A 12,615-nucleotide genomic window follows, 5' to 3' on the forward strand; every position below is an offset into this window, starting at 1 on the left:
CATTAACCTCTTTTCCATCTTGTTCCTTGGGGTGTATCTTCTAACCAGATACTTTTCTCCTTTAATGTATCTCGGATTTCATCAGCTCGTTTAAAGTCACGGTTCTTGCGAGCATCGATACGTTCCTGAATCAATGCATCTATATCTGCGTCGAGCAGATCTTCCTTTTGCTTGATTTCGATTCCAAGCATTTCAAAAATAGTTGCTATACTATCCTGGAACGACTGAATAACCTTTGTTGACGTGTGCTTCGATTTCAAATATAGATTCGCTTCTTTCGTTAAATCAAATAATACAGAAATTGCGTTTGCTGTATTGAAATCATCATCCATTGCATCTTCAAATCTTTGGTTAAGGTTTGTGATTTTTGCTTGCCAATCTTCAACCTGTTGATCAAAGTTTGTACTTGTATTTTTTCTATGCTCTAAGTTATCGTACGCGTTCTTTATTCGCTCATAGCTATTTTTTGCACCTTCTAATAGTTCTTCGCTGAAGTTAATGGGATTGCGGTAATGAACACTCAACATGAAAAATCGAATGATACGTGGATCGTGTTGTTCAATCAATTCTTTTGTTAAGACAAAGTTTCCAAGTGATTTGGACATCTTTTCATTATCAATATTAATATAGCCATTGTGCATCCAATACCTAGCAAATGACTTTCCATTCATTGCTTCTGACTGGGCAATTTCATTTTCATGATGTGGAAATGTTAAATCCTGGCCGCCTGCATGTATATCGATTGTTTCACCGAGATATTTTTTAGCCATTGCAGAACACTCAATATGCCAGCCTGGTCGCCCCTTTCCCCATGGTGAATCCCATGCTATTTCCTCTTGTTTTGCTTTTTTCCATAGTGCAAAATCAAGTGGATCCTCTTTTTTTTCGCCAACTTGAATTCGCGCACCGGAACGGAGATCATCAATTGACTGGTGTGAAAGCTTGCCATACTCATTAAAAGAGCGAGGTTTGAAATAAACATCACCGTCTACCTCATAAGCAAAGCCTTTTTCGATTAGTGTTGCAACAAATGTTATAATTTCATCCATCGTTTCTGTAACACGTGGATTATGTGTGGCCTTTTTCACCCCAAGAGCAGCGACATCTTCCTGATAGGCATCAATAAAACGATTTGTTAGCTCTGGAATTTCTTCACCTAATTCGTTAGCAACTTTAATGATTTTATCATCTACATCAGTAAAATTCAGCACATAATCAACTGCATATCCTTTATATTCCAGGTACCGTCTAACAGAATCGAAAACGATTGCTGGGCGTGCATTTCCGATATGGATATAGTTATAAACCGTTGGACCACACACATACATGCTAACTTTTCCATCTTTTAGCGGTATGAAGGCTTCCTTCTGGCGGGTTAATGTATTATAAATTGTGATTGTCATTATGATTCCCCTCTTTCAAGTTTGCTATTTCAGCAGTTAATAAGCGAATTTCCGTTTCCATTTGATTGCAATGATCTGATACTGGATCCGGCAATTTATGATGATCTAAATCACGTCTTACTTTTTCCCCATTTTGAATAACGACACGCCCAGGGATACCTACCACAGTGGAGTTTTCCGGGACATCGTGTAACACAACTGATCCACCGCCAACCTTGGAATTCTCACCAATCACTATTGATCCTAATACTTTTGCACCCGTTGCAATAAGAACGTTATTTTTAATCGTTGGGTGTCGCTTCCCTTTCTCTTTCCCTGTACCACCTAAGGTGACCCCTTGATAGATAGTGACGTTATCCCCTATCTCGCATGTTTCACCAATGACGACGCCCATTCCATGATCAATGAAAAATCTATCGCCAATTTGTGCTCCAGGATGTATTTCTATCCCAGTAAAAAAGCGATTAATTTGTGAAATGAGACGTGCGATAAAAAATAGATTCCGCTTATAAAAAGTATGCGCAATTCGATGCGACCATATTGCATGTAATCCTGAATAAGTTAAAAAGACTTCAAAATAAGTTCGAGCTGCTGGGTCCTGTTCGAATACAACATCCATGTCTGACTTCATCCTCTTAAACATTCTTAAATTGTACCTCCCTTGTTTTACCAAAATAAAAAAACGTCCAAGTGTATTTCTACACAGAGACGCTTATGGCGTGGTTCCACTCTGTTTGGAGCAAAAATAACAGCTCCCAACTTTATCTCTAATAACGGAAGAGTACCGCTGTTATATTTCCATAACAGACTCTAAAGGTGCATTTCGAAAACATCACTTAGAATCATTTTCAGCAGGATGATGATTCTCTCTATATAAGCTAGAGGTTTTCTACTTCTCCTTCTCAGGCGTTCGATATTGTAGTATTACTATATTACATTTTTATTTGAATGTGAACAAATTAAGCTCTTAATTCAAGTAGAATTTCATCAAGTCGCTTTATAATCGTATCTTTCCCTAACAGCTCAATTGCCATGGGAAGCTCTGGTCCATGCGTCTGACCAGTAGTTGCAACACGTATTGGCATAAACAAATTCTTTCCTTTTTGCTTTGTTTCTTTCTGTGTTTCTTTAATTGCAGCTTTTATTGTGTCTTTATTAAATTCATCCAGATGAATAAGCTTATCGGTATATACCTGCAATACCTCAGGAACCTGTTCTCCACGTAGAACTTCCATTGCATCCTCATCATACTTTATCTTTTGATTGAAAAACATCTCGGTTAATTCCACGATTTCTGCACCATATCGAAGCTGTTCTTCATATAATGAAATCACATTTTCAGCCCAAACTTTTTTGTTATCATCCATTTCCTTTGGCAAACGACCCGCCTCAATTAAATGGGGTAACGTCAACCCAACAATCGTACCATGATCCAATGTTTTAATGTATTCATTATTCATCCATTTTAACTTTTGCGGATCAAAAATAGCGGCAGAAGTTGACAAACGCTCTGGGTCGAATATTTCAATTAACTTATTTTTGTCAAAAATTTCTTCTTCACCAACGGGAGACCAGCCAAGCAACGTAATGAAATTGAACATTGCCTCAGGTAAATAACCCATATTATGATATTGCTCAATAAATTGCAAAACATGTTGATCCCGTTTGCTTAACTTTTTGCGTTCTTCGTTTAAAATCAATGTCATATGACCAAAGGTTGGTGCTTCCCAGCCAAATGCATCATAAATCATCATTTGCTTTGGTGTATTCGAAATATGCTCTTCACCACGAAGAATATGGGTAATACGCATTAAGTGGTCATCAATTGCGACTGCGAAGTTATACGTGGGTATCCCGTTCTTTTTCACGATAACCCAATCACCAAAGTCACTTGATTCAAAGGCAATATCACCACGAACAATATCATTAAATGTATAGGTTTTATTTACAGGCACACGCATCCGAATGCTTGGTTTACGTCCTTCTTGTTCAAAGGCTGCAATTTGTGTTTCTGAGAGATCACGATGAGCACCCGAATATTTAGGCACTTGTCCATTAGCCTTCTGTGTTTCTCTTTCTTCTTCTAATTCTTCTTCGGTCATATAGCATTTATATGCAAGGCCTTTTTCTAGAAGTTCATTTAGATATTTCGTATATAAATCCAGACGTTCCATTTGGCGGTATGGACCATAATCGCCGCCAATATCAGCGCCTTCATCCCATTCAATACCTAGCCATTTCAAAAATTCAAGCTGGCTTTCTTCTCCTCCAGCTACGTTACGCTTATCATCTGTATCTTCTGTTCGGATAATAAATTTACCGTCAAAATGCTTGGCGTATAGATAGTTAAATAAAGCTGTACGCGCATTTCCAATATGTAAATGACCAGTAGGACTTGGCGCGTATCGTACACGAACATCGTTTGTCATGATGTTACCCCTTCCACAGTTTTATAGTCTCTGACGTTTTTTGTCTAGCTGCGGCTCCTTGGGGTTCGCGTCATAAGCAATGAACACTTTGAGTGCTAAAAGCTTGCACTCTTCGGTTCTTCGCTTATGCGTTTCACCCCAAAACGGTCGCCTCCGCTTTTCTTAATAACAAAAAGCGATAACATAACTTGTTATCACTTTTTGTTTCCTTTTTAAGTTATACCCTTTTTACTGTGCTTTTTCAAGTAATTTTGGTTTTGCGAAAATCATTCTTCCTGCAGATGTTTGCAAGACACTTGTAATTAATACTTCAATTGTTTTGCCGATATAATTACGTCCTTCTTCCACAACAATCATTGTGCCATCATCTAAATAAGCAATTCCTTGATTCTGCTCCTTGCCATCTTTAATCACTTGAACCATCAACTCTTCGCCAGGTAAAACCACTGGCTTAACAGCATTTGCCAAATCGTTAATGTTTAACACGTGTACACCTTGGAAATCACAAACTTTATTCAAATTAAAATCATTGGTAACAACAATACCATCAATTACTTTCGCTAGCTTAATCAGCTTGCTATCAACCTCTTGAATTTCCTCAAAATCGCCTTCATAGATTTCAACGTTTACTGGGATTTCCTTTTGAATTCGGTTTAAAACATCCAGTCCACGTCTTCCTCTGTTCCGTTTCAGCACATCAGAGGAATCAGCAATATGCTGTAATTCACCTAAAACAAATTGCGGAATAACGATTGTTCCTTCTAAAAAGCTAGTTTGACATATATCAGCTATACGTCCATCAATAATTACACTAGTATCAAGTATTTTTGCTTTAGGCTGAACTGTTTCAGTAGTTTCTGTTTCATCTGACTTTTTACGTTCTCTATCTTTTCTACTTACCATCAGAAGATTTAAAAACTCATCACGACGTCTAAATCCGACTTGGAAACCAAAGTAACCTAAGAAAAACGTTAAAAATAGCGGAATGACCTGTGAAACCAATTCAATTTGAATATCTTTTAATGGAATATTGATCAAAAATGCAATTACTAACCCAATAATTAATCCTAAACTTCCAAAGAACAAATCACCTACTGGCAATTTGATGAGTGTATCCTCAGTCCATCGCAGGAATCCTACGATATAGTCTGTTGCCCAATATGTGATAAGAAATAGAATGATTGCACCTAACAATAAACCCAAATACGGTGATGACACCCACTTCGCATCAGTGAAGTTTAACAATTTAATAATATCCGGGATATATAAATATCCAATGGTTGCTCCTGCAATAAGAAAAAATAAATGCACAATTTTTTTCAGCACCATTTTCACCTCCTGTCCTTTAGTATTACCGATTTTTTTATATAATAACCCCGTATCAAGCATAACTAGTGATTCTGTACCTAAAGAATAGCATAACCGCTATTTTCAGTCAATTTAGTAAACATAAAATTTTACCATAATAGTATCTATGTGTCAATTTGTATTAATTTGGAAGTTAAGTGCATATTATCGGAAAACACCGACATCCAATGCCTCCTGGACGCTATTCACTCCTATAACCTGAATAGAACTTGGTGGTGTCCATCCGTCTAAATTTTTCTTTGGACAGATAACTCGTTTAAACCCGAGCTTAGCCGCTTCCTGAACTCTTTGCTCAATTCGTGAGACACGTCTTATTTCCCCAGTCAAGCCAACTTCTCCAACGAAAATATCATCTGGTTTTGTGGGTTGGTCACGGAAACTTGACGCTATACTTACCGCTATCGCTAAGTCAATAGCAGGTTCGTCTAGCTTAACTCCACCTGCAACTTTCACATATGCATCCTGATTCTGCAGCATAAGACCCACTCGCTTTTCTAGAACCGCCATCAGTAATGGTACACGATTGTTATCAAAACCAGTTGCCATTCGTCTTGGGTTACCAAAGCTTGATGGTGAAATTAATGCTTGTATTTCCACAAGTACCGGTCTTGTTCCTTCCATCGAGGCAACAATAGTTGAGCCAGCAGCACCACGTGATCGTTCCTCAAGGAATATTTCAGAAGGATTCATGACCTCTACAAGACCTTCTTCCTTCATCTCAAAAATACCCATTTCATTCGTACTTCCAAAGCGGTTCTTTACTCCGCGCAATATTCTAAACGTATGGTGACGTTCTCCTTCAAAATATAAAACAGCATCAACCATATGCTCAAGTAGACGAGGCCCAGCAATCGAACCTTCCTTGGTTACATGACCAACGATAAATATTGGAATGCCATTTGATTTAGCAATTTTCATCAACTCACTGGTGCATTCACGTACTTGCGAAACACTACCAGGGGCACTTGTTACTTCCTCTTTAAATATCGTTTGGATTGAATCAATCACGACAAATGATGGTTTTAACTCGGAAATTTGACTCGATATATCATACAAATTTGTTTCTGCAAGAACATACAATAAATCGGATTTAATCGCTAAACGATCTGCGCGAAGTTTTGTTTGTTTGGCGGATTCCTCACCAGAAATATAGAGTACTGGCAACTGCTTGTTGGCTAGTTGAGATGAGATTTGTAATAGTAATGTAGATTTACCTATCCCTGGGTCACCACCAATTAACACAAGTGATCCAGGTACTACACCGCCACCGAGAACCCGATTAAACTCTTTCATTTGTGTGGTAATTCGTGGTTCTTTATCTGATTCTATTGCTGTTATCTTCTCAGGTTTGCTTTGTAAGCTAGAGGGACCCCCAATAGTATGACGATTGCTTTTACTTGAAGACTCAATTTCCTCTACCAGTGTATTCCAATTATTACACCCCGGGCATTTCCCCATCCATTTGGCAGATTCATAGCCACATTCCTGGCATACATTCTTAACTTTACGTTTTGCCAAAATGATTCATCCCTTTCAAACCCTGTATATCTATTCTATACGAAATAGATAACGTAAAAGTTACAGGTTTCTATCAATTAGTTAAACTTTTTTCCATACTTGTGCCACATCTCTAGTTTACCATGAATCTTTATTTTATAAAGACTACAAAAAGCCAGAAGGACCTACCCTCTAGCTTTTTGTGGATTATTTTTCAGCAACTTTTACCATTTCTATGGTAGAACGATAAATTCACCTTTACTATTTAGGCCTACTTTTACTTTCTGACCTTTAGCAATCGTTTCTTTGAGTAACTCTTCTGACAGTAAATCTTCAATGTTTTTCTGAATGGAACGACGTAGTGGACGTGCACCGTATTCGGGGTCGAATCCCTCGTTTGCTATTTTCTCAATAGCTTTATCAGTTAATGTAAAATCAATTTCATTTTGTTTCAGACGTTGCTGAAGCTGTTGAATCATAAGTGTTACAATATCCTTCATGTGTTTCCTCTCTAAAGAGTGGAACACGATAATTTCATCAATTCTGTTTAAGAATTCAGGACGGAATGCTTTCTTCATTTCTTCGGTAATTTTAGCCTTCATTTCCTTGTAGTCTCGACCCTCTTCTTCTAAATTAAAGCCTACGTGTTTGTTCTTTTTCAACTCGCTTGCCCCAACATTTGAAGTCATTATGAGTACCGTATTACGGAAATCAACAAGACGACCTTTCGAATCAGTTAGTCTTCCATCTTCTAATACTTGCAACAAAATGTTAAAGACTTCTGGATGTGCTTTCTCTACCTCATCAAGTAGTACCACAGAATATGGTTTACGACGAACTTTTTCAGTTAGCTGTCCGCCCTCTTCATATCCTACGTAACCCGGAGGTGAACCGACTAAACGAGACGTAGAATGCTTTTCCATATACTCTGACATGTCGACACGAATCATCGCATCTTCTTCTCCAAACATAGACTCTGCTAAAGCACGGGCAAGCTCTGTTTTACCTACACCTGTTGGGCCTAAGAATATAAACGAGCCTATTGGGCGTTTTGGGTCTTTTAGTCCAGCTCTTGCACGACGGATTGCTTTTGAAATAGCCTTAACCGCTTCCTCTTGACCAATTACACGACCATGGAGAATGTCTTCCATGTTTAATAGGCGATCACTTTCGTCTTTTGTTAGCTTAGCCACCGGAACCCCTGTCCAGATAGAAACAACCGCTGCAATGTCCTCTATTGTAACCTCTGAATCTTCTTGCCCTTGCTTTTCTTTCCACTTATTTTTCGTTTGCTCTAACTCTTCACGAAGCTTTTGCTCCGAATCACGTAAGGAGGCCGCCTTTTCAAATTCCTGACTTTGTACAGCTGCGTCTTTTTCCTTGCGTACTTCTTCAAGTTTTTGTTCTAATTCCTTTAGATTTGGTGGAATCGTATAGGAACGTAACCGTACTTTCGAACCAGCTTCATCAATCAAGTCAATTGCTTTGTCTGGTAAGAATCGATCAGTTATATAGCGGTTCGACAGATTTGCTGCAGCATCAATAGCCTCATCAGTAATCGTTACACGATGGTGCGCCTCATAGCGATCACGAAGTCCCTTGAGGATTAGAATTGTTTCATCGAGTGTCGGCTCATCTACCTGAATTGGTTGGAAACGACGTTCTAATGCAGCATCCTTTTCGATATATTTGCGATATTCATCAAGTGTCGTAGCTCCAATACATTGAAGCTCACCACGAGCAAGTGATGGTTTTAAAATATTTGAGGCATCAATCGCACCTTCTGCACCACCGGCACCAATCAATGTATGCAATTCATCAATAAATAATATAATATTGCCTGCTTGCCTAATCTCTTCCATAACCTTTTTTAATCGATCTTCAAACTCGCCTCGATATTTCGTACCCGCCACTACTGTGCCCATGTCAAGCGTCATAACCCGCTTATCACGGAGAGTCTCTGGCACTTCATTATCAATAATCTGTTGTGCTAATCCTTCTGCCACAGCTGTTTTACCAACACCAGGCTCCCCAACAAGTACTGGATTATTTTTAGTACGTCGACTAAGTATTTGAATGACTCGTTCAATTTCTTTCCCACGTCCGATTACTGGATCCACATTGCCTTCCTTTGCAATGGCAGTCAAATCACGTGCTAAGGAATCAAGTGTAGGCGTATTTGCATTGGTTGCTTGCCCCCCCCGGCCTTGACGGTTTGCTTGTGATTCATTGCTTCCTAATAGCTGTAAAACCTGTTGTCTAGATTTATTTAAGCTAACACCTAGGTTATTTAAAACACGCGCTGCAACACCTTCTCCTTCACGAATAAGGCCTAGTAAAATATGCTCGGTACCTACATAAGAGTGGCCAAGCTTTCTTGCTTCATCCTGGGAAAGCTCAACTACCTTTTTGGCCCGTGGAGTGTAATGTATCGTCTGCATTGGTTGTTTTCCTACACCGATTAGTTGCTCCACTTCTTGTTGGATTTTTTCAATCTCTAAACCTAATGATTGCAATGCTTTAGCGGCAATCCCTTCTCCTTCACGGACGAGGCCTAACAGTATATGTTCTGTACCGATATTATTATGTCCAAGTCGGACAGCCTCCTCTTGTGATAGTGCTAATACTTTTTGAGCTCTTTCTGTAAAACGTCCAAACATCATATGGATTTCCTCCTATTTTTTCTCCAATTGTAATCGTTCACGAATGAGTGTAGCTCTTAGTACATCCCTTTTCTTTGGTGTCAGCGTTTCCTTTGCATATTGCTGAAGGAAGCCGGGTTGGGTTAGAACCATTAATTCATTAAGAATGCTTCTGGATACATGTTTAATCATACCCAAATCAATCCCTAACCGAACATTTGATAAGCACTTAGCTGCTTCTGTTGATTCAATAATCCGACTGTATTCTAATACCCCATAAGAGCGATAGATACGATCCTCAAGTCGTGTACTGGATTGTTCCATCAGCTTATTTCTAGCTGCTCTTTCTCGTTCAATTAGCTGCCCGACAACACTCTGTAAATCCTGCACAATATCTTCTTCGGATTTTCCGAGTGTAATCTGGTTAGATATCTGGAAAACATTTCCCTCAGCTTCACTGCCTTCCCCATATATCCCGCGTACAACCAGCCCTAATTGATTAATAGCTGGAATCATGCGATTTATTTGCTGCGTAATTGTTAATGCTGGCAGGTGCATCATAACGGAAGCTCTCATTCCAGTACCAACATTTGTCGGACAACTGGTTAAATACCCTCTTGCTTCATCATATGCATAGTTAATTTTTTCTTCCAACCAATCATCAAATTCAAATGCTTTTTCGAGTGCTTTATCTAATTGAAATCCTGGAAAATATAGTTGAATTCGAATATGATCCTCTTCATTAATCATCACAGAAACCTGTTCACTTTTTGAAATTAAGGTTGCTGCAGTGTCTGCATGTTTTGCGAGATGCGGACTAATTAGATGCTTTTCAACCAAAACGCGTTTTTCCGTAGCACTCAAATCTCGCATCGGGACAAATTGAAAGTCCTCATATTCTTGAAACGATTGATGTTCATATTCCTTTTTAAAAAAGTCTCTTATTTTCCCTAGTTCTTCGTTTTCAGCAATGATTGGATACGCAGCATAGGCAAAATTACGGGCCAAACGAATTCTACTACTTAACACAATATCACTATCTGGCCCGTCACAGCGCATCCATGGACTAATTGCCTCATTCATAAATTGTTGCAGCGTCATACTTGGTCACCATCCTCAGTCCCATGCATTTCCTTTTCTAGTTCACGAATTTTATCTCGAATTTCAGCAGCTTCTTCAAAGGCCTCATTATTAATTAAATGTCCTAATTTTGCTTTATATTCATCTACTTGTTTCCTTGTGTGTAAATTTCCGCCTTGACGTTTTGGGATTTTTCCATAGTGTCTTGTATTTCCACTATGAACGCGACGGAACACAGGATCCAAATGATCTGAAAATGTATGATAGCATTCCGCACAACCAAATTTACCAACACGTTTAAATTCGGAAAACGTCATTTCACATTTAGGACATCTTATTTCTTTGGTAGGTTTGTTGGTAGTAGATGAATTTTGCTTACCTATTGACGCGGCATCAAAATTAAAAAGTCCTGTTAATAAGCTGTGAAGAGAATAACCTTCTTCTGGATATGTCATATACCCCTTTTCTTTAGCGCATATCTCACATAGATGTATCTCGGTCTTATTTCCATTGATAACCTGTGCAAAATGTAAGGATGCAGGACGTTGATTACACTCTTGACATTCCATTAGTTTCCCTCCTTAAGAATTCAAATATTTCAGTGTCGTGAGCATCGCAGTTAATACCCGTGCTCTAATTTCATCACGAAGCGGTAATTGAAATGCTAAAACATTTCGGTCCATCGCACTTAGAATGATCTTAGCTTCACGCTCTGTAATTAACTCTTCTTCTAATAAGCGTTCTAAAATATCAACCGATGCTTGCTGCGTCACAGTTGGACTAATCATTTCAATGATTTCATCGATTAAATCAGACTTCTCCTGGTATTTAATGCGTATTATACGTATATACCCTCCACCGCCGCGTTTACTTTCTACTATATACCCCTTTTCCACAGTAAAACGCGTATTAATCACATAATTAATTTGCGATGGAACACATTGAAACTGACTAGCAATTTCACTTCGTTTAATCTCGATAGCATCTTGTCGTGCTGCCTCTAATATCTTCTTTAAATGTTGTTCAATGATATCAGATATATTACTCAAAAGTGCTCCTCCTCGTTATCCTATTAGCGATGGTATTAATAATAAAAGTATATCATGGGTTCATTTGTAAATTCTGTTAATTGACTTTGACTATCTTTGACTTTATTTATATTATACGCAAAAAATTAGCAGATGCAAATACATTGTTCTACCTTATTTTCGCCAACAGAAGTGGAATTAAAACGAAAAATTAAGAATAAAAAATACACTTGCTCGAGTTTTAGTCGATACAAGTGCAAGTTGTGTATATATAATAAGCCTTAATTTCTTTCAATAATATTTTTAACCTGTTCTACTTTTGAAATCTCTTCAATCAATGCCATTCGGTCTAAACCAGCATTTTGGTCAATCTTAATAAAGATGTTACGAATATTTTCGTCTACGCGTTCTATTTCAACCTTTTTAATCGTTAAATCAAAAGATTCAAAAATAGATACAATATTATTAATCTGTAATCCTGGTAACGCTACAATCTCAATTAAGTTCGAGGATAATCCTTTTTTGAAAAGCTTATCAAAGTTATTTAAAAACACTAAACTAAGTAAAATTACTAATGTTGTAAATACCGCGGTTGCGTACATACCAGCGCCAACCACAAGTCCAAGCCCAGCAACTGTCCATATTGATGCCGCAGTAGTTAATCCACGTATCGTCATCCCATTTACCATGATTGTACCAGCTCCTAGGAATCCTATTCCACTTATTACATAGGAAGGGATTCGTGCTGGATCAAAACGAATGTTATCAGATGACTCGATAAATGCTTCAAATCCATATAATGACAATAGCATCATTAAACAGGAACCAACCCCTACAAGAATGTGTGTACGGAAGCCAGCAGAATGATTTTTTAATTCGCGTTCGAATCCAATTAAACCTGACAAAACTAATGCAATTACTACCCTTATCATGATGATAGAAAAATGCTCTCCAAAAATTTGATCAATATATCCACCCATTATGAACACCTCAATTATCTAAATATACTACTCATTTTACAATATAATACAGTATTTAAATAGATGGAATATTTGTTATTAAAAAGAGAAATTAAAATAAGCGAAGATACAGATATCGTATCTTCGCTTATTTTTGTTGCCTGGCGGCGTCCTACTCTTGCAGGGACAAAGTCCCAACTACCATCGGC

The 12,615-nt window shown here is 38.1% G+C and carries 10 protein-coding genes and 1 other annotated feature; all 10 genes read right to left on the reverse strand.

From position 1 onward, the window contains the following. Positions 1–2: 2 nt before the first annotated feature. A complete protein-coding gene (gene cysS / locus AC3G7N_RS17305) occupies positions 3–1,403 on the reverse strand; it encodes a cysteine--tRNA ligase (RefSeq protein ID WP_489423418.1) in 1,401 nt (466 codons plus the stop codon). After that, complete coding sequence (cysE, locus tag AC3G7N_RS17310) at positions 1,384–2,046, reverse strand: serine O-acetyltransferase (RefSeq protein ID WP_489423419.1); 663 nt, start codon at positions 2,044–2,046, stop codon at positions 1,384–1,386. The genes cysS and cysE overlap by 20 nt, the downstream gene beginning before the upstream one ends. 58 nt (positions 2,047–2,104) lie before the next feature. Beyond that, positions 2,105–2,317 (reverse strand) — a binding site (T-box leader). Positions 2,318–2,362: 45 nt separating this feature from the next. Next, positions 2,363–3,832, reverse strand: a complete 1,470-nt coding sequence (gltX, locus tag AC3G7N_RS17315) for a glutamate--tRNA ligase (RefSeq protein ID WP_489423420.1) — start codon at positions 3,830–3,832, stop codon at positions 2,363–2,365. 228 nt (positions 3,833–4,060) lie between these two features. After that, complete coding sequence (locus AC3G7N_RS17320) at positions 4,061–5,158, reverse strand: PIN/TRAM domain-containing protein (RefSeq protein WP_489423421.1); 1,098 nt, start codon at positions 5,156–5,158, stop codon at positions 4,061–4,063. 186 nt (positions 5,159–5,344) lie between these two features. Continuing rightward, on the reverse strand, positions 5,345–6,718 hold the full coding sequence (radA, locus tag AC3G7N_RS17325; RefSeq protein ID WP_489423422.1) for a DNA repair protein RadA: 1,374 nt from the start codon (positions 6,716–6,718) through the stop codon (positions 5,345–5,347). A gap of 212 nt (positions 6,719–6,930) precedes the next feature. Beyond that, entirely contained in the window at positions 6,931–9,360 is a 2,430-nt protein-coding gene (clpC, locus tag AC3G7N_RS17330; protein ID WP_489423423.1) for an ATP-dependent protease ATP-binding subunit ClpC, read from the reverse strand. Positions 9,361–9,372: 12 nt separating this feature from the next. Beyond that, positions 9,373–10,440: a protein-arginine kinase McsB gene (gene mcsB / locus AC3G7N_RS17335; RefSeq protein WP_489423424.1), complete on the reverse strand. Its 1,068-nt coding sequence runs from the start codon at positions 10,438–10,440 to the stop codon at positions 9,373–9,375. Continuing rightward, positions 10,437–10,988, reverse strand: a complete 552-nt coding sequence (gene mcsA, locus AC3G7N_RS17340; RefSeq protein WP_489423425.1) for a protein-arginine kinase activator protein McsA — start codon at positions 10,986–10,988, stop codon at positions 10,437–10,439. Before mcsA ends, mcsB begins: the two co-directional genes overlap by 4 nt. 12 nt (positions 10,989–11,000) lie before the next feature. Continuing rightward, positions 11,001–11,468 (reverse strand): CtsR family transcriptional regulator, encoded by a 468-nt coding sequence (locus AC3G7N_RS17345; protein WP_489423426.1) that lies wholly within the window; start codon positions 11,466–11,468, stop codon positions 11,001–11,003. A 260-nt stretch (positions 11,469–11,728) separates the two neighbouring features. Further along, the gene (locus AC3G7N_RS17350; protein ID WP_489423427.1) at positions 11,729–12,427 is read right to left on the reverse strand and encodes an MgtC/SapB family protein; all 699 of its coding nucleotides are present in this window, start codon (positions 12,425–12,427) and stop codon (positions 11,729–11,731) included. Between the last annotated feature and the right edge of the window lie 188 nt (positions 12,428–12,615).

The organism is Virgibacillus carmonensis (assembly GCF_057836705.1).

Coding starts and splice junctions, on each gene's coding strand:
- cysS (WP_489423418.1), bottom strand. CDS start 1,403: ATGACAATCACAATTTATAATACATTAACCCGCCAGAAGGAAGCCTTC.
- mcsB (WP_489423424.1), bottom strand. CDS start 10,440: ATGACGCTGCAACAATTTATGAATGAGGCAATTAGTCCATGGATGCGC.
- cysE (WP_489423419.1), bottom strand. CDS start 2,046: ATGTTTAAGAGGATGAAGTCAGACATGGATGTTGTATTCGAACAGGAC.
- clpC (WP_489423423.1), bottom strand. CDS start 9,360: ATGATGTTTGGACGTTTTACAGAAAGAGCTCAAAAAGTATTAGCACTA.
- mcsA (WP_489423425.1), bottom strand. CDS start 10,988: ATGGAATGTCAAGAGTGTAATCAACGTCCTGCATCCTTACATTTTGCA.
- AC3G7N_RS17350 (WP_489423427.1), bottom strand. CDS start 12,427: ATGGGTGGATATATTGATCAAATTTTTGGAGAGCATTTTTCTATCATC.
- gltX (WP_489423420.1), bottom strand. CDS start 3,832: ATGACAAACGATGTTCGTGTACGATACGCGCCAAGTCCTACTGGTCAT.